Source organism: Mitsuaria sp. PDC51, assembly GCF_900113225.1.
Lineage (GTDB): Bacteria > Pseudomonadota > Gammaproteobacteria > Burkholderiales > Burkholderiaceae_C > Roseateles.
The window spans coordinates 410,073-426,073 of the sequence record NZ_FOZE01000001.1 but is presented as its reverse complement, the minus strand read 5'-3'; the positions used below and the strand labels follow the sequence as shown (position 1 = coordinate 426,073).

Here is a 16,001-nt window from a genome sequence, read left to right as displayed (position 1 = left end):
CTCACGCGGACTCGGTGACGATCTCTTCGATAGAGACGCCTGAAGCACGCGCCGGCGAGGCGCTGGCCTGATCAATGCTCCGGCGGATGCTCTCGCCAGCGATTTGATCGTACGCCGCCCGCTGCTCCTCCGGCAGGCTGTCCACATAGCTGCCGATCCGGGCCACCTGCGCCAGCAACTCCTCGGGCGAGCGGGGCGTCATGGTGGCCAGCGTCTGTCCGTCTGGCCCCTTGAACAGGTTGATCACCTGGCTGCCGAGGGCGGCGATCTGCCCGCCGCCCCAGTTCATCGCGAGCTCGGCGCCACGCGCGACAGGCCCCGGCATCGTCATCGCCATGGCGGTCATGACCAGGCTCGCGTAGTAGGGCGCGGAGGCGCTGGATTCGATCATGCCCTTGGGCGTGAACTGCTTGGACAGCTTGTCGGCGGTGAGCGCGATGGCCATCACCATGCTGGTCGCGGCCATGCCCTTGAAGCGCTCCATCGCGTCCTGCCGCGTGGTCTGCCGGTTCCAGGCGCTTTGCGCCATGACCGCGGTGACCACCACGCTGTCGGCCGCGAGGTCCACCGTGCCGATCGGGTCGGGCTGGATCAGGTAGACGGTGGTTCCTGTTACGCCGGCGGCGAAGAGCGTGAGCGCGAGCTTGGACGCGAAGTCCGGGTGGGCCTGCGGCTCGCGCGAGATCGAGGCCGCGGTGGACTCCTGCGCCGCGCCGAGATGGAAGGCCTGGTCCAGGCGCTTGGTGCATTGCGCGATCGATGCCAGCAGGTGCGTGCATTGCGAGTTGAGCGTGCGCGTCAGCTCATGGCCGGACTCCGGATCGGTGAAATCGCGACGCGCCTGCTGCAGCGCCTTGCGTCCGTCCTCCAGCCCTTGCCAGAGCTGGGACAGTTCGGCGTGCACGGCCTCGCCAACCTGACCCGGCGTGAACTGGCGGCGCAGCGTGCCGGCCTGGCTGGAGAAGCCCGCCTTGTCCATGCCGGCCGCCACGGCGTTCGCGCCCAGCGCGACGGCCTTGGCCGCGCCATTCCTGATGCTGCCCCAGACGAAGGGGGCGATCAGGATGGTGCCGGCGGCGGCGGCGAAGCCGGCGTGCGCCACCTTGCTGTGGTCGACCGCCTCGGCGTGGTGGCGGACCGACTCGGAGCCGTAGCGCTTGGACATCTCGACGGACAGGAAGATCGCGTTGAGCAGGGCCGGATAGAAGTGGACCTCGTCGGACTGGCGGCCGAGCTCGCCGCCGCCCAGCGGGAACGGCAGTCCGTCGGCGGTGGGACGCAGCGTGGTGCCCGCCACGCCGACGACCGCCTTGGCCGCGGCGGCCACGGTGTAGGCGAAGGTCTTGGCCTGGTTGGCCAGCAAGGGGCTGGGCACGATCACGGGCCACAGATTGACCAGGTTCAGCAGCGCCTTGGCGGCGCGGCCCGACGCGGAGGTGCCGTGCTGCAGCGGATCGATGGCGCGCTCGATGGCCTCGATGTCCTTCATCAGGGTCTTCTTGAAACGGGGCTCGATCCCCGGCTCGCCCTGGACCACGCCGCGCAATGCGGTCAGTTGTTCGCGGCAGCGGGCGAAGGTGAAGGCCTGATCGGGCCCCGGCTCCGCGCCGCGCAGCACCGCCAGGAAGGACCGGTCGTCGCCATGGGGCTGCAGCATGGTCCGCAGGTCGCTGAGGGACCACAGGACCTCCATGGCGGAGACGACGGCTTTCTGGGTGCTCGACAAGCCTTGAAGGGCCGCGCTGCCTGCGGTGCCCAAGGCGCCGGCCACGCCGCCCACGAGGTCGGTCAGACGGGAGCCCGACGCGCCGGCCTGCGCAGAGGCCCGGCTGTCGACCACGGGCGATTGCGGCGCCGCCGAGCGCGGCGGCAAATCGACCGTGTCGTCTCGGGGCTGCGCCCCGGTGGCGTCGACGGAGCGGCGGCTGGAGATGGGCGACTCCTGTGCGACGGAGGGCGCGGAGGTGGGCGCCGGCGAGACGGGGGACGCGTGCGTCGTGTCTGGGACCGGCAACTCGACGTGGCGCGACGGCGAGGAGGAAGCGGAAGAAATGGGAGACGGCATCAGGGTGTCCTCATGCGGCCGGGAAGCGTGGCACGCCGTGGTGGCGCCGTCTTCCGGCCGTTCTGGGTTGAACGGGGAAGTGGCGCTGTTGCCCGTACTGCAATGGGCGCCAACTCGTGCGAGGGCCCCATGATGGGGAGCGGTGACTGAACACCGCGCCGCGGTGCGAAGCCGGGCGGTGCCGAGCGAAGAAAGCTTGCGTCCGCGACACAAAGCATGTTCGGCAACGTTCACGCTTCTGGGTGCTCAGCGTGGTTGCCGAGCCTGCGGCAAGACGGTGATGTGGCGGGCCCGCTACGGCCAGACCGAACGGATCGTCGCCTGTCTCCGCGCCCCTGCGGCCTCGGCCCGCACCAGCGACCAGCGAGGCACCGCCTCTCCTTCGTTCAGCAGCTCCAGGTAGGCCAACAACGCCTTGTAGTCGTCGAACTCCAGCGTCACATCGGCGCCGCCACGCGTGGCGTTGAGCTCGATCGCGGAAACGCGCACGCCCTCGACGGCCACCGTCTCGAGCGATCGCAGCACCGGCTGGAGCGGAAACGCCGCCGTGCGCGCCACCGCCAGCGCGTCACGCGCGTAGGCCGGTGGCACGGCCGCTTCCGCGGCGCGGTCGGCTCGCACGCGCAGGCTCTCGCGCAGGCGCGCGATCTCCGCCGAATCCGCGGCGGCCCGCGCCGCCAGGTCCGTGCGTCGCTCCCAGGTCTGCCACGCGCCCACGCCCAGACCGATCGTCGCCACCGCACAGAGCGCGCCCCAGACCACCAACGCCGCGATCGGCCGACGCGCCGGTGCGAAGTCCACCTTCAACGGCCTCATGCCACGCCCCCCTTGCGGAAGGCGAGATGCTCGTCGACCCGCTGCCCCGGCAACGCGACCCCATCGAACTCGATGAGCGGAACCCCGTCTGCCGGCCCATCATGCGAGACCAGCGCTCGATTGAGCACCGCCGCAGGCGCCTCACCCTCCAGCGCATACGACTGGGCGACTCGATAGGTGTCGCCCTCAGCGATCAGCAGTACCAGAGACTCGCTGTCCGCAACGGCGAGCCCTGCGCTCCCGCCGTCGGCGCGCGTCGAACCCACCGACTCGATCGCCAGGGCCCACCACGGCCGCACGCCGCGCAGCGATCGCCCCCCGATCGCCTCGATGCCTTGCCGCCACGCTGGATCCATCGCCACCGCCAGCCGCGGCGCCGCTTGCACGCCGTCCAGCCACAGCGGACTCTCCGCCGGCAAACCCGTCGATTCCTCGACCATCGATGCAGCGATCGCCTGCCACTCCGCCTCGCTGGCGACGCCTTCGACGGCGGGTAGCAGGAAGGGCCGGCAAACCGTGCCGCTCACCGTCACCTGCAATCGCGTGCCGCGCGGCAACTCGCGCACCGCGGCCGCGAGCGCTACCAGAGCAGCATCGCGGCCCTCGACCTTCGCCGCCGCCAGCACCGTTCCTCCCGCAGCCACACGCACTGCCTCTTCGCCCACATAGGCGACGGCCGTCCGCGACGCCGACCGCTTACCAGCCCACCACACGCTTGATCTCCTCCGCGCTGCTCTCGCGCCGGCTCACCATGTCGGCGCCCAGTTGCGACAACGTCCTCACGCCTTTGCGATACACGTGCTCGCGCAACGCCGACACCGGCGCCCCGGTGGTCACGAGGTCGCGGAAGCCGTCATCGATCGTGTGCACCTCCGCGATGACTCGACGGCCCTTGTAGCCCGTGCCGCCGCAGTGCTCGCAACCGACCGGTCGTGGCACGGTCTCCGGCCTGGGCAGCCCCATGTCGACCAGCCACTGCTGCTCGCGCGCCGTCGCCGGCCGGTCGGCCACGCAGTGCGGACACAGGCAGCGCACCAGGCGCTGCACGATCACGCCGTTGAGCGCGGCCATGAACCCGAACATGTCCAGGTCGAAGTGCTTGAAGCGTCCGGTCACGTCGAACACGCTGTTCGCGTGCACCGTCGTCAGCACCTGGTGGCCGGTGAGCGCCGACTGCACCGCGATCTCGGCGGTCTCAGCATCGCGGATCTCGCCGACAAGGATGCGATCCGGGTCATGCCGAAGGATGGATCGCAGGCCCTTCGCGAAGGTCAGGCCCTTGCGCTCGTTCACCGGCACCTGCAGCACGCCGGCCAGTTCGTACTCGACCGGATCCTCGATCGTGATGATCTTCTCGATGCCGTTGTTGACCTCGGACAGCGCCGCATACACCGTGGTCGTCTTGCCACTGCCCGTCGGTCCCGTCACGAGCAGCATGCCGTGCGGCAGCCCCGCCAACTCGCGGATCATCGCGGCGCCCGATGCGTCGAAGCCCAGCAGGTCGAGCGACACCTGGTCCGCCGGATCGCGCAGCTGCGCCTTGTCCAGCAGCCGCAGCACCGCGTCCTCGCCGAACACGCTGGGGATGATGGACACCCGCAGGTCCAGCTCTCCGCCACCGAGCGCGATCCGGAAGCGACCGTCCTGCGGCAGGCGGCGCTCGGTGATGTCCAACTGAGCCAGCACCTTGATCCGGGAAATCGCTTCCTCCGCCTGACGCGCGCCCTCCATCCGCTCATGGGGCGTCAGCACGCCATCGCGACGCAGCCGCACGGTGACGCCGTGCCGGTCGCATTCGAAGTGGATGTCGCTCGCGCCGACCTCATAGGCACGCCGTAGCGCCTGGTCGACGAACGCGACGACCGGCCCTTCGGGCAAGGCGCCCCCGGTCGAATTCCCGACCGCGCTGACGGACGAGCTGGCGTCCGACGAGGCGGAGGGCGCCGAGCCCAGCCAGCCGTCGAGTTGCGCCGCGGTCGCGGCGATCGGCGGCACACGGCGGCCCATCGCCTGCGCCGCACGGCGCAGCGTTGCGTCGTCCCAGGGATCGGCCATCGCCAGGCGAAGCCGGCCAGGATCGCCGTCCAGCCGCACCGGCACGGCGCGCAGCGATCGCGCGAGCGCCAACCCCGGCGTCCCGAACAACGTCGGGTCGGGCACAGCGCGCTGGCCGCTGTCGTCGCCCACCATGTCCATGCCGCCGGTCTCGCGCAGCAGCGCGGGCAGCACGTCACGCCAGCTGCCACGCAGGAGCTGGTCGAGCACGGTCTCGGCGCCCGCCTGCGCGGTGTGTCGGCGTGCGGCCTGCAGGGCGGCGCGGAAGCCCGCGCGGATGTCAGCGCTCATATCGGCGCTCATGTCTCCGCTCATGGGGTGAGCTCTTTCGTCACGGGTGGAGCAAGGCAGCGCGCGTTCATCGGATGCTGCTCGCGATGTCGAAGATCGGCAGGTACATCAGCACGACGATGCTGCCGACGAGCAGCGAGACCAGCAGCAGCATCAGCGGCTCGACGATCCGCGTCGCGCGGTCCATGAAGGCGGCGAAGTTGCCGGCGTGGCGTTCGGCGATGGTCTGCAGCACGCGCTCGAAGTTGCCGGAGCGCTCGCCGACGGCCAGCAGCCGCTGGGTCACGGTGTCGGTCAGGCCGGCGTCGGAGAACGCGCTGGACACCCGCACTCCGCGCGTCAACGCGGTCCGGGCGCCGCGCATCGCATCGTCCATCTGCTCGCCGAGCGCCAGGCCCTCGCAGCGCAGCAGCGTCTCGTCGAGCGTGTAGCCGCCACGGAACATCACCGTCATCGAGTGGTACAGCTTGGCGAGCCGGAACTCCCGCAGCGCGCGTTTCACCGGCGGGATCCACCCTGCCGCGCGCATCGCGGCGCGTTGGATCGCGCCTTGTCGCCAAGCCACGACGGCCAGCGCGCCAAGCGCCGCCGCACCCGCCAGAAGGCTGAGCCGATGCTCTCGCACGAACAAGCTCGACAGCGTCAGCAGGTGGGTCGACCAGCTCATCTCGCCGCGCAGGTCCGCATACATCGACGCGAAACGCGGCAGCACTACCACGATCAGGAAGCCGCTGACCAGCAGGCCCAGCCCCAACACCAGGCTGGGATAGATGGCGGCGCTGACGACCTTCTTGCGCAGCGCTTCCACCATCTCGTGATAGCGCAGGTATTCGGAGAGCGCCTCGGCCAGCGAGCTGCTGCGCTCACTGGCGCGCACGCTGGCGACCAGCACCATCGGGAAGCGGTCCAGCGCCTGCATCGCGACGGACAGGGACTTGCCCTGATGCAGCTGCGCCAGCAACGCCGCTTGCAGTTCCGCACGCGCGCCATCGGCGCCGGACTGCGCCTGCAGCGTCTCGATCGCCTCCACGACGGTCATGCCGGCGACCAGCAGCGTGCGCAGCTCCTGGCACCACCAGGCGATGTCCAGCGCACGCTCCCGGGCGCCGGTCGGCCCTTCATGCGAGGCCGCGCCCACGGCCACCGGATCGCGGACCGGCTCGGCGGTCAGCACCTTGCGGCCGTCGGGCAGACGCTGGCCGAGCGACTCGCGCGACGGCGCGTCCATCAGCTCTTCGCTGATGGTCATGCGCACGGGATCGAGCAAGCGGACGCGGAGCTTCATGCCGGTGAGGAGATCGTCAATGAGAAAGAGAAGGCAGAAGGCGCCTCAGCGGTCCTCGTCAGAGCTGGATGTCGGCATCGTCGCCACTGCCACCGGCCACCCGGTCGTGGCCGAAGCTGAACAGCTCGTAGTCCTTGCCCGGCTGCTGCGACGGAATGCGGTACTGGTAGGGCATGCCCCACGGATCGTTGGGCAGCTCGCCCTTGAGGTAGGGGCCGCGCCACCGCGGATCGTTGGCGTCGTTGCGCACCAGCGCGGCCAGGCCCTCGCCGGTGTCGGGATAACGGCCGAGGTCGATGCGATAGCCCTGCAAGGCCTTGTCGATCGCATCGAGCTGCGCCTTCGCGGTCGTGACCTCGGAGCGCGAGATCTGGCTCAGGAAACGAGGGCCGACGATGCCGGTCAGCAGGCCGATGATCAGGATGACCACCAGCAGTTCCAGCAGCGTGAAGCCGCGCGAGCGCCGGCCGACGCGGGAGTCCATGGATTCGATGTGCTTCATGTCTTGGGATCTTGGTCTTCGGGTGCTCGGGTCTGTGGACGCTCAGACGTCGGTGTCCACGACGAATTTCCAATCGGCGTAGCGGCGCGCCGGCTCCAGCCGCAGCCCGGGCCGGCGCACGGCACCGGCGATCAAGGGCTGATCCTCGCTGAGGCTGTAGACGCCGCGGATGCGCCCGTCATCGCCGCGCACCAGGCCCCACTGGCCGGTGGCGCCGACCGGGTCGGGATAGAGCCGGCGCAGGTGCCGCACGGTGCCGACGAAGCGCTGGTCCGTCAGCAGTTCGTCGAGCTCCTGGGGCAGTCGCTTGTCGGTGCCGGGCGAGCTGCGGCGGTAGCGCTCCAGCGCCTGCACGTAGAGCAGGCCGATGCGCAGCAGTTGCTGTTCCTTGTCGCGCCGCGCGGTGTCGGCCCACGACTGCGCCGCCACGGACAGCGCCATCGAGGTCAGCGCGACCAGTACCAGCACGGCCACCAGACCGTAGCCGCCGCTTCGCCCGAGCGGGCCGGAGCGCTCACCACGACGCATAGCTGCTCCCGTCGGCGGCCACCTCGCGCGCGCCGCTGCGGACGTCGGACACGCCCTCCCCATCGACGTTGCCCGCCCGGGGCGGCACGGCGACCCAGGTATCGGCGCGCTGCGTCACCGGATCCAGAGGAATGGCTCGCAGATAACGACGCTCGACGAGCTCCGCCAGCTCCTTCGGATAGCGCCCCTGGTCGCTGTAGAACTTGTCGATCGCATCGCGCATCGCGTGCAGGTTGTGGCGCAGCGCCGTGTCACGCGCGCGGTCCACGTGCTGCACATAGCGTGGCGCGGCCACGCTCAGCAACAGCGCCAGCGCGGCCAGCACCACCAGCAGCTCGATGACGGTGAAGCCTCGTGAGCGGGTGCAGCGGTGGAGCGGCCTCGACATCCCGGTCCTCACCATTGCTTCAGCGGGACGCCGTTCAGGCCGACCGCGGTGGATTTCGAATAGACGTCGTAGACCTCGGGGCCGGGCTGCGGATTGTCCGCATCGGACTGATAGCCGCGCAGGCCCCAGGTCTGCTCGGCGGGCAGGCCCGGCTCCGCGAAAGGATCGCGCGGCACCCGGCGCAGGAAGCGCATCGTCTGCCCTTGCCGATCCGCGCGCGCGTCCACGACCTCCTGTGTCAGGTCCTGCAGCGTGGCCGGATACGGCGGCCGGTCGCCGGGCCCCAAGACCGCCCCGGCTTCCCGGGCTGCACGGTACGCGTCGAGCGCGTCCCGGATCTCCCAGAGCGCCCGCTTGAGTTCGCGCTCCTTTTCGCGCTGCACGGTCATCTCGGCCATCGGCAGCGCCAGCGACGCCAGGAAGCCCAGGATGGCCAGGCACACCAGCAACTCGATCAGCGTGAAGCCGCGCTCGATCGCACCGCGCGAGCGCGCGCCGACCCGGCCGCGTAGGCGGCGGTCGGCGGCTGCGATCAAGCGGCGCGGCGTCATCTCACTTCACCTCGATGACGGCCGGTGCGGGCAGCGCCGGGCGGTCGGCATTCGGTTCCAGCGACACCGGCTGCGCGGTGCCGACCCGCACCTCGGCGCGGCCGGGCGCCGTCGCCTTGAAGCGCAGCTTGAAGACGCCCCCAGCGCCCTCGGCGGCGGTGGCCTGGTTGCGCAGCACGCTGAGGTTGACCCGGCCCGCGTCCACCCGCTTGCTGAAGCTGGTCACCGCGCCGCCCTTGCGGAAGTAGTCGTCTTCGTCGGCATCGACCAGCGTGAGCTTGTCGGCGCTGAACTGCAGCTCGGTCATGAGCCCCCGCAGACGGGCATCGCGAAGGTCCAGGCGGACTTCGACGGTGTCGCCGACCTTGGCCTGCCCCGGTGCCGCGAGCGACAGGGCCGCCTGATGCGACGGCAGATTCGGCGCGACCGGTGCCGGCAGCGCGGTCGGCTGACCGCCCCCCGGCGGCGACGCGACGCCTGGTGCCGCCGGCGAGCCCGCCGCGCCGGCGGCGCCCGGCTTGCTCTCCGGCTGCGGCGTGTTGAACTGCAGGCCGCCGACCTGGCGCAGCTTCGGCGAGGCCTCCGTGCCGACCCACATCTCGGCTTCGCTCGCGTTGAGGCGCTTGACGTTGCGCAGCACGCGCGGCGTGATGGCGAGCAGCAATTCCGAGCGCTTGCCGTCGTCGAGCTGGCTGGAGAACAGCCGGCCGAGCACCGGCAGGTCCCCCAGGCCCGGCACGCGGCTGGAGGTGGAGCGTTCATCGCGGCTGATCAGGCCGGCGAGCAACTGCGTCTCGCCATCGCGCAGGCGCAGCAGCGTGTTGGCGTTGCGCGTCCCGATCTGATACGCGATCGACCCGGCGGACGTCTTGGTCGCGGTGCCGAGCGAGCTGACCTCCAGGCCGATCTTGATGGCCACCTCGTCGTCGGCGAAGACGGTGGGCTCGACATCGAGCTTCAGGCCGACGTCGAGGTAGCTGATGTTCTCCGAGACGAAGCCGCCGGTGCCGGTGGTGGTCGACACGATGGGGATCTTGTCGCCGATCAGGATCTTGGCTTTCTCCTTGTTGCGCACGCGCAGCTTGGGATTGGCCAGCGTGGACGTGTCCCCGACCTCGCGGCGGAGGTTGACCAGCAGGTTGTTGGGATTGAAGCCGACGCCGATGCGGTCGCGGCCGAGGCCATCGAGATTGCCCAGCGTCAGCGAGTCGCTGCCAACGGGCGGCAGCGGCGTGAGCGAGAACGAACTCGGGAACTTGACGCCGAGCTCATTGAGGCGCGAGGCCGCGACCTCGAGGACTTCGACTTCGAGCAGCACCTCGGGCTCGGCGCTGTCGAAGACGGCGAGCAGCCGTTCGGCGAGCTGGATGTTCTCGGGCGAGTCGCGCAGCGCGAGCAGGTTGCTGCGCTCGTCGACGAAGGGCTCGCGGATCTTGAGCATCGCCTTGAGGAAGGCGGCGGCCCCCTTGGGATCGCTGTTGGAGAGGTTGAACACGCGCACCAGTTGCTCCTGGTACTCGCGGTGCTTCTCGGCGGTGTTGGGGTAGATGACGATGGTGCGGGAGTCGATGACCTTCTTGGCCAGCTGGTTGCTGGAGGTGATCAGGTCCAGCGCGTCCTCGACCTTGGCCTGGCGCAGCAGCACGGTGACGCGCACGTCGGCGCGCACGTCGCGGTCGAGCACGAAGTTGATGCCGCTGTGTCGGGTGACGACGTCGAGCACGGTGCGCAGGCTCGCGTCGCGGAAGTCGAGCGAGATCGGGCGGGACTCGGTCAGCACGCCGTTGAGCGCCTGGACCTGGGCGGCGCGCTGCTCGCTGAGCAATCGGCGCTGCAGGTCCAGCAGGCCGCCGTGGCGGGGGTTGTCCTTCAGCGCCTGCTCAAGCGTGCGCAGCGCGCGGTCGGGTTGTCGGGCCTCCACCCACTTCTGCGCGACGGCAAGGTCGGCGGCGCCCTTGCGCTCGAGCTCCATGTCGGACAGCAGCGCCTGAACGCGAGCGTTTGATGGGTCGAGTTCCAACGCCTGGCGCAGCGTGGCGGTGGCCTCGTCGTACTGGCCGGCGGCGCGCTGGGAGAGGGCCTGCGAGATCAGCCGCATCTGCGCGTCGGCGCGAGCCTGCAGCAGGGTGGTCCGCAGGGACGTGCTCTCTGGGTAGTCCCTGAGCCCGTTCTCGAGCGTCGACATCGCCTGCTGGTACTGACCGCCGGCCATGGCCTTGCGCGACTCCTCGCGGATGCGGTTCTCGGCGCAACCGGCGACGAGCAGCAGCGCCGCGATGGCGACGGCAGTGCCGCTGGCCGGGCGCACAGGGGAAGGGAAGAGTCGGGTGCGGAAGAGCATCGGAACAGGCGGATCAGGGCGACGGCGCGGCCGGCGGAATGCGGATCACGGCACGCTGCTGCAGGGAGTCGTAGATGAGGCGGACTTCGTCGTCGGTGATCGCCTCGACGCGATAGCCCTCGTCCAGGCGGGTGCCGGCTTCGACGAGCAGGTCCTTGTCGGCTCGAGCGAGGTAGACCTTGCGCTGGCCCTGCGGGTCGATGAGCTGGCCGAGGTAGCGATAGTTCAGCGGCGGCGCCTGTGGAGGTGGCGGCGGAGGTGGGGGCGGCGGGGGCGGAGGCGGTGGAGGCGCCGGCGGCTGGGGAATGGAGAACGGGTCGCGATCGGCGGCCTCGAGCGGGTGCTCGGGCAGGCGTGCGGGGAGCGCGGCCAGAGGCTGCGCCGCCTGGCCGGGACGGGTCTGCGCCGTCGAGACGGAGGTGGGCGGGCGCGGTGCGGGGGTGCTGGGGCCGCTTTGTCCGGACAGCGGGGGCGTGGTGGCTGCGACGACGGGCGGGTCAGCGGGCGACAGCAGCGCCCAGGCGCTGGCCGCGGCGCTCAGGCCGAGCGCCCAGCGCAAGCCGGGACGAAGACCGGGCGCAGGGGCGGCCGAGGTGGCGGGTGGGGTCGAAGCGCGCTTGAACATCGGGGCGCTTTCAGCGACGGGCCGCAGAGGCCGCATAAGCCGCAGTGGCGGCCGACGGTGCGAGCGCGGGCGCCGATGCCGGAGCGGCAGTGGCGGGAACCGACGCGCCGGACGCGGCCTGCGTGGCGGGCTTCGCCGCCGGCAGTGGCTGCGGCGCGGAGGTCGAGGCGGGCTCAGCGAGCGGGCGGCTCAGCCAGGTCGCAACGACGCGCGCTTCCAGATCACCGCCCGGGGGCGTCGTCATGCCGGTCATCGGCCGTGCGGCGCTCATCGTGTTCATGGCGCCCATCGCGGCCATGCCCGCAGGCGATGCCGGATTGGCGCGGCGCAGCGAGAGCTGCTGCAAGACGGCCTGCTGGGCGTCCCGGGTGAGGACATCGGCCAGCACGGTCTTGATGGCGACGTAGCTGCCTCGGAGCTGGACATCGAGGCTCATGCGGCCGAGGGTGGTGCCGGTCGGCGCCTGATGTGCGGCGGAGATCGCGGTGACCAGGACCGACTGCGCCTCGGCGGCTTCGCGCAGATGGGCGACGGCGCGGGCGGAGGGCTGTGACAGCGGCAGGCGAAGAGCAAAAGGCGATGAGTCGGCGGGAGGCGCGGCGGCGACTCTGGCGCGCAACTGGGCGAGTTCGGCGCGGGTGGCTTGATCGTGTGAGAGCGCGAGGCGCTCGGCGTGCCGCGCGGCCACAAGGAAGCCGCCAGCAACGAGCGGAGGCACGAGGACAGCGATGGCCCAGACGAAAGTCGGCGCCTGGACAAGGCGCCGCTGAAGCGTGGGAAGGTCCGCCAGCGCACGCCAATCGATGGAGGTCAGGCGCATCGCTGGAACGGACGGGAGGCGGGACGTGGGGATCCGGCGGGAACTGCTGCCGAATGCATAGGGGCTCCCGGTTATCTCACCGAGACGGAGATGGCCGCACAGTTGGTGAAGGTGATGCCGGGGCAGTGAAAAGAGGCTGCCGGGTCGTTCACGAAGTACACCAGGGAGTCGCCGCCCCGGGCTCGCGACATCAAAGCCGCCGCGAGCAGGTCCTTGTTGCGATTGGGGATGGCGATGACCCCGCGGCAGGCGGCAGGGAGGTTCGGCACGGAGAAGCAGCTTTGACCGCCGTTCACAGTGTCCGGTCCACCGTTGACGAAGACCTCCTGGATCGGGCCGGTGAGCATGGAGGCGTCCGCCGCGAACGTGGAAAACACACCGCCGACGACGAGCAGCACCCCTGCGGCACGCGCGGGCCGCCACAGCGCGCCCGTTGCGCGCACGACAGAACAACTCATGAATCCCTCCCTCGACTGCGGCGCTGGCACGCCGCCTGGCCCTGCTCTTCTATGGCCAGGGCGCGACTTTACCGTGCCGCAATGGCCAAAAGATTTCGGACGGCGCGCAGCCAGGTAGAGGAATGCCCTAAGTGGCGGATGAGCGACGCGTGCGCGGCCGTGAAAGATTGCCGCTCACACCCAGGACACGCGGGTTCAACGCATCAGTCCGAGGGTCACCACCTTGGGAATCCGCACACGGCCGTCACCCCACAGATCGACACAGCCGTCGACCCACCCGTTGAGCTTTTTCCCGGATGCCGACGCGGCCAGCGCCGTTGCGTACAGGTACTTGAAGCGCGAGTCGGTGCGCTCGATCAGCGTCAGCTTCTCGGCACCTGGCGTGCCGCAGGTTTCCGTGTGGGCGATGGCGGCGTACTCGACGATGGCATGGCCGGTGTCGTGCATGCCGACGCTGACAACGTCCTGCGGTTGGTTGGAACTGCCGGCCCAGCAGGAAGCAGAGCAGGCGGGCAGGAGGACGAGCGCGATGGCACGGGTCTGGCGGTGCATATGCAGTCCTTCAGGAATCCAATCCCACCCACATCAGGCTGCAGCGTCCGCTGAAGGCCCGCAATGCAGGGTCGTCGGTGATGCGCAGACGCACGGGCTTGCCTTTGACCTGCGCGATGGTCAACAACGTGAACATCCGCTGGCTGGCATCTGTCGACTTCAGGGTGGTGATGTACGAGTTGTCGCAGGCCACGCCGTTGGGCACGGTGAAGCCGCCGCGGATCTTGATCTCCATGCTGCCGGCCGGGTAGCCGCCGCCGGCCACTTCCAGCACACCCACGCTTTCGAGCAGCACGGGGCCAACGTCCCCTTCGGCGGCCAGCGCTGACGTTGATAGCGCGGCGGCCGATGCCAGGATCATGGCGGCCGTCGAACCGTGAATGAGCCGATGTATCTTCATCTCATTTTTCCTCCTCGAAATCGCTGGCATCGCGTCGCAAGCCAGTCCCTCTGAATCGCCAGCGCCACGGCGGCGCTCAGGCAAGCGTCAGTTGATCAACATGAGGTTCTTCGCCTCGATGTAATTGCCATGGCAGCCGATCACCCAGAACCTCATTGTCCTGCCCGTGGTCATCGCCAGCATCACGCTGGCCAACGCGCGATTCACGACGTGGTCGTCGCCCGTGATCATCAAGAAGTCCTTTGAGGTGCACGCAAATGTGGTCGAGAACACGCTGCGATGCTTGATGTAAAGGCCTGCGGGCGCATTGTTGAATGTGTTTGCCTGCGCGAGCTCGTACTGAAGCAGGTCTCTGGACTCAAGCGTCACCCATTCCTGCGCCCGCGCAGATGTGCCCGCAAGGAGCGCAAAGACTGTGGCGGTCGCGAGGAGGACGCGTTGGGCGCAGTTCATTTGAGGTTCTTCCAAGTGACTGCAAAGGTCGGACCCGGGATCAACGCTCGACGCCGAGCGTTCGGGCATACGGGACGCGCATGGAACCGTCGCCCCAGACGTCCTGGCAGCCGGAGACCCACGCCGACACCTTCTTCCCGCTTCCCATCGCGAAGAGCAAGGTGGCGTACATGGTCTTGAAGCGAGGATCGGCCTTGTCGATGAGGATCTGGGTGCGATGGCCCGGCGTCGCGCAACCTTCGGTGTTGTCGGCGCCGCTCAGGCTGACGATCGCATGACCGGTGTCGTGAAGGTTGATGGAAAGGACGTCGTGCAAGCCGTTGTTGCTCGACGCGACAGCGGAGAGCGTGAAGCAGCCTGTCGCAAGAAGGGCGGCCATCGTTCTAGTTGTCGCGAGGTAGATGCGCTTCACGGGAGATTTCCATTCATTGAGTCATTCCGACATCTCGATGAAGTAGGCGCTGGACTGATTCGTCCAGGAGCCGATTTGCGAGCATGCGGTCAGGGCCGGATCGTTGTAGTAGATCGTGACCGGCTTTCCAGCCAACCGGTGGGCCAGCAGCGTCGCATAGAACCCCTTGCAGGCTTGCACACCAATCTGGAAGTTTCCTTGCGCCGTTGAGCTGCAAATCGTATGGATGTTGGTGCCAGCGGCAATCACAACGGCACCGTTCTGGTCGTAGCCCAGATAGCCGATCTGACCTTTGCATGCGATGGTGGCGTTGGCGGCCGCAGCGTGCGCCAGTAGCGCGAGCGCTGTGAGCGCTGCTCTCGTGGAGCGCTTCATTGATGAGATCCTCCCTGTTCTAAGCGACATCGACTCGGCTTCGGATTCTCGAGATCCGCTCAGCCCTGCATCGACACATAGCCGATCTTGCAGTAGCCGTATTGGTCCTTGCTGGTATAGATCAGCACCGGCCTGTCCATGGCCCTGGCCATCATCAGCAGTGACACGTAGGTCTTGTAGTTGCTGTCGGAGCCGTTGAGATAGGCCCACGCCGGGCCATTGGTGCACAAGGGGCGGCCATCAAGATAAACGCGGAATCCAAAGTTCTCGGCATTGGTCACGTCGATCGTGGTGATCTGGCCGGTGTTGGAGCCGTCCCATTGTTGGGCGTTGGCGGAAGCGGCGAGGACTAATCCGGCAACAAGAGCAAGCTGTTTGATCATTAAGTATGGTTTGCGGAACATGCTTTGCGTCGCATGAAATTTCAGCTTTCGTACCGCACTCGCCGCTCAGAGTCGGTGTCTGTTCTTGAGCCCAACTGGCCTGAACTGGTCGGATGTTGTTTTCTGCAGGGAAGCACACTCAATCCACCCGCTGATAGACAACGCCAGAGAGGCCGGCATTTTCGAATAGTTTTTTCACATCCTCTGAGACGATCAACGCGATGCTCCATCCGGCCACTCGGAAAATGTGATGCCCTGCAGCGCGATTCGCATCGATCTTCAAGCCAACCACCATCCGGTATTCACCGATTTTCTCCGGTCTTCCGTCAGATGGGGTCCAGCGCGTCACATGACACCTAGTCTCGTCAAGACACTCAACAAGATCGCAAACATTCAGAATCTCAAACGCCTCGTCTGAATCGGTCAAAACCGGAAACCGTTGAATGGCCGCACCGGCAAGCGACCCCAGTTTCTCGTTTATTGCAGCTGGAGTGACCACCATATCAAAAGCTGCAAAGTTGAAGCCAATACGTTCCCCATCTTGGTCGACCGGAACCACCAACGGCGGCTGCGGTTCCACTGCGAAACCATATGTGAAGATTCTCGGATCCACCTGCTCACCAGACAAAGTTTTCGGTGAATCCAAAAACCATCGATGACTGGAATCTGGATCTGCGATCAGTCGATAAAACCGCATTGCA

20 protein-coding genes are annotated in these 16,001 nt (G+C 68.3%); all 20 read right to left on the bottom strand.

From position 1 onward, the window contains the following. Nucleotide 1 precedes the first annotated feature (1 nt). Nucleotides 2-2,065, bottom strand: coding sequence for a XopX family type III secretion system effector (gene xopX, locus BM393_RS01880; protein WP_141225206.1), 2,064 nt, complete (start codon nt 2,063-2,065; stop codon nt 2-4). A 294-nt stretch (nt 2,066-2,359) separates the two neighbouring features. Beyond that, complete coding sequence (locus BM393_RS01875; RefSeq protein WP_141225205.1) at nt 2,360-2,881, bottom strand: hypothetical protein; 522 nt, start codon at nt 2,879-2,881, stop codon at nt 2,360-2,362. Beyond that, the gene (locus BM393_RS01870; RefSeq protein ID WP_141225204.1) at nt 2,878-3,594 is read right to left on the bottom strand and encodes a hypothetical protein; all 717 of its coding nucleotides are present in this window, start codon (nt 3,592-3,594) and stop codon (nt 2,878-2,880) included. The genes BM393_RS01875 and BM393_RS01870 overlap by 4 nt, the downstream gene beginning before the upstream one ends. Beyond that, nucleotides 3,578-5,227, bottom strand: coding sequence for a GspE/PulE family protein (locus BM393_RS01865; protein ID WP_254783173.1), 1,650 nt, complete (start codon nt 5,225-5,227; stop codon nt 3,578-3,580). The genes BM393_RS01870 and BM393_RS01865 overlap by 17 nt, the downstream gene beginning before the upstream one ends. 67 nt (nt 5,228-5,294) lie before the next feature. Continuing rightward, on the bottom strand, nt 5,295-6,512 hold the full coding sequence (locus BM393_RS01860) for a type II secretion system F family protein (protein ID WP_091720937.1): 1,218 nt from the start codon (nt 6,510-6,512) through the stop codon (nt 5,295-5,297). 58 nt (nt 6,513-6,570) lie between these two features. Beyond that, the gene (gene gspG, locus BM393_RS01855; protein ID WP_254783172.1) at nt 6,571-7,014 is read right to left on the bottom strand and encodes a type II secretion system major pseudopilin GspG; all 444 of its coding nucleotides are present in this window, start codon (nt 7,012-7,014) and stop codon (nt 6,571-6,573) included. Nucleotides 7,015-7,056: 42 nt separating this feature from the next. Continuing rightward, nucleotides 7,057-7,542 carry a type II secretion system protein gene (locus tag BM393_RS01850; protein WP_141225203.1) on the bottom strand — a complete coding sequence of 162 codons (486 nt, stop codon included), beginning with the start codon at nt 7,540-7,542 and terminating at the stop codon, nt 7,057-7,059. Further along, nucleotides 7,529-7,930: a type II secretion system protein gene (locus BM393_RS01845; RefSeq protein WP_091720928.1), complete on the bottom strand. Its 402-nt coding sequence runs from the start codon at nt 7,928-7,930 to the stop codon at nt 7,529-7,531. Before BM393_RS01845 ends, BM393_RS01850 begins: the two co-directional genes overlap by 14 nt. A gap of 8 nt (nt 7,931-7,938) precedes the next feature. Then, the gene (locus tag BM393_RS01840) at nt 7,939-8,481 is read right to left on the bottom strand and encodes a type II secretion system protein (RefSeq protein WP_091720925.1); all 543 of its coding nucleotides are present in this window, start codon (nt 8,479-8,481) and stop codon (nt 7,939-7,941) included. A 1-nt stretch (nt 8,482) separates the two neighbouring features. Next, nucleotides 8,483-10,822 (bottom strand): secretin N-terminal domain-containing protein, encoded by a 2,340-nt coding sequence (locus BM393_RS01835; RefSeq protein WP_091720922.1) that lies wholly within the window; start codon nt 10,820-10,822, stop codon nt 8,483-8,485. A gap of 13 nt (nt 10,823-10,835) precedes the next feature. Next, nucleotides 10,836-11,447, bottom strand: coding sequence for a hypothetical protein (locus BM393_RS25560; protein ID WP_091720918.1), 612 nt, complete (start codon nt 11,445-11,447; stop codon nt 10,836-10,838). A gap of 10 nt (nt 11,448-11,457) precedes the next feature. Next, complete coding sequence (locus tag BM393_RS01825) at nt 11,458-12,267, bottom strand: hypothetical protein (RefSeq protein ID WP_091720914.1); 810 nt, start codon at nt 12,265-12,267, stop codon at nt 11,458-11,460. A gap of 71 nt (nt 12,268-12,338) precedes the next feature. Continuing rightward, entirely contained in the window at nt 12,339-12,725 is a 387-nt protein-coding gene (locus BM393_RS01820; protein WP_141225202.1) for a hypothetical protein, read from the bottom strand. A 195-nt stretch (nt 12,726-12,920) separates the two neighbouring features. Next, nucleotides 12,921-13,277 carry a hypothetical protein gene (locus tag BM393_RS01815; protein ID WP_091720906.1) on the bottom strand — a complete coding sequence of 119 codons (357 nt, stop codon included), beginning with the start codon at nt 13,275-13,277 and terminating at the stop codon, nt 12,921-12,923. Nucleotides 13,278-13,287: 10 nt separating this feature from the next. Continuing rightward, a complete protein-coding gene (locus BM393_RS01810) occupies nt 13,288-13,677 on the bottom strand; it encodes a hypothetical protein (protein WP_141225201.1) in 390 nt (129 codons plus the stop codon). Between the two features lie 87 nt (nt 13,678-13,764). Continuing rightward, the gene (locus tag BM393_RS01805) at nt 13,765-14,130 is read right to left on the bottom strand and encodes a hypothetical protein (RefSeq protein ID WP_091720900.1); all 366 of its coding nucleotides are present in this window, start codon (nt 14,128-14,130) and stop codon (nt 13,765-13,767) included. A gap of 40 nt (nt 14,131-14,170) precedes the next feature. Next, nucleotides 14,171-14,542, bottom strand: a complete 372-nt coding sequence (locus BM393_RS01800) for a hypothetical protein (protein WP_141225200.1) — start codon at nt 14,540-14,542, stop codon at nt 14,171-14,173. A 21-nt stretch (nt 14,543-14,563) separates the two neighbouring features. After that, a complete protein-coding gene (locus BM393_RS25045; protein ID WP_141225199.1) occupies nt 14,564-14,917 on the bottom strand; it encodes a hypothetical protein in 354 nt (117 codons plus the stop codon). Nucleotides 14,918-14,976: 59 nt separating this feature from the next. Then, the gene (locus BM393_RS25040) at nt 14,977-15,300 is read right to left on the bottom strand and encodes a hypothetical protein (protein WP_141225198.1); all 324 of its coding nucleotides are present in this window, start codon (nt 15,298-15,300) and stop codon (nt 14,977-14,979) included. Nucleotides 15,301-15,439: 139 nt separating this feature from the next. After that, complete coding sequence (locus BM393_RS25035; protein WP_404932582.1) at nt 15,440-15,997, bottom strand: imm11 family protein; 558 nt, start codon at nt 15,995-15,997, stop codon at nt 15,440-15,442. Nucleotides 15,998-16,001 lie beyond the last annotated feature (4 nt).

What these genes read in the sequence shown, in the direction of transcription:
- BM393_RS25040 (WP_141225198.1), bottom strand. Translation starts at nt 15,300, where the DNA reads ATGATCAAACAGCTTGCTCTTGTTGCCGGATTAGTCCTCGCCGCTTCC.
- gspG (WP_254783172.1), bottom strand. Translation starts at nt 7,014, where the DNA reads ATGAAGCACATCGAATCCATGGACTCCCGCGTCGGCCGGCGCTCGCGC.
- BM393_RS01860 (WP_091720937.1), bottom strand. Translation starts at nt 6,512, where the DNA reads ATGAAGCTCCGCGTCCGCTTGCTCGATCCCGTGCGCATGACCATCAGC.
- BM393_RS01875 (WP_141225205.1), bottom strand. Translation starts at nt 2,881, where the DNA reads ATGAGGCCGTTGAAGGTGGACTTCGCACCGGCGCGTCGGCCGATCGCG.
- BM393_RS01865 (WP_254783173.1), bottom strand. Translation starts at nt 5,227, where the DNA reads ATGAGCGCTGACATCCGCGCGGGCTTCCGCGCCGCCCTGCAGGCCGCA.
- BM393_RS25560 (WP_091720918.1), bottom strand. Translation starts at nt 11,447, where the DNA reads ATGTTCAAGCGCGCTTCGACCCCACCCGCCACCTCGGCCGCCCCTGCG.
- BM393_RS25045 (WP_141225199.1), bottom strand. Translation starts at nt 14,917, where the DNA reads ATGAAGCGCTCCACGAGAGCAGCGCTCACAGCGCTCGCGCTACTGGCG.
- BM393_RS01835 (WP_091720922.1), bottom strand. Translation starts at nt 10,822, where the DNA reads ATGCTCTTCCGCACCCGACTCTTCCCTTCCCCTGTGCGCCCGGCCAGC.
- xopX (WP_141225206.1), bottom strand. Translation starts at nt 2,065, where the DNA reads ATGCCGTCTCCCATTTCTTCCGCTTCCTCCTCGCCGTCGCGCCACGTC.
- BM393_RS01820 (WP_141225202.1), bottom strand. Translation starts at nt 12,725, where the DNA reads ATGAGTTGTTCTGTCGTGCGCGCAACGGGCGCGCTGTGGCGGCCCGCG.
- BM393_RS01805 (WP_091720900.1), bottom strand. Translation starts at nt 14,130, where the DNA reads ATGAACTGCGCCCAACGCGTCCTCCTCGCGACCGCCACAGTCTTTGCG.
- BM393_RS01850 (WP_141225203.1), bottom strand. Translation starts at nt 7,542, where the DNA reads ATGCGTCGTGGTGAGCGCTCCGGCCCGCTCGGGCGAAGCGGCGGCTAC.
- BM393_RS01845 (WP_091720928.1), bottom strand. Translation starts at nt 7,930, where the DNA reads ATGTCGAGGCCGCTCCACCGCTGCACCCGCTCACGAGGCTTCACCGTC.
- BM393_RS01840 (WP_091720925.1), bottom strand. Translation starts at nt 8,481, where the DNA reads ATGACGCCGCGCCGCTTGATCGCAGCCGCCGACCGCCGCCTACGCGGC.
- BM393_RS25035 (WP_404932582.1), bottom strand. Translation starts at nt 15,997, where the DNA reads ATGCGGTTTTATCGACTGATCGCAGATCCAGATTCCAGTCATCGATGG.
- BM393_RS01815 (WP_091720906.1), bottom strand. Translation starts at nt 13,277, where the DNA reads ATGCACCGCCAGACCCGTGCCATCGCGCTCGTCCTCCTGCCCGCCTGC.
- BM393_RS01810 (WP_141225201.1), bottom strand. Translation starts at nt 13,677, where the DNA reads ATGAAGATACATCGGCTCATTCACGGTTCGACGGCCGCCATGATCCTG.
- BM393_RS01825 (WP_091720914.1), bottom strand. Translation starts at nt 12,267, where the DNA reads ATGCGCCTGACCTCCATCGATTGGCGTGCGCTGGCGGACCTTCCCACG.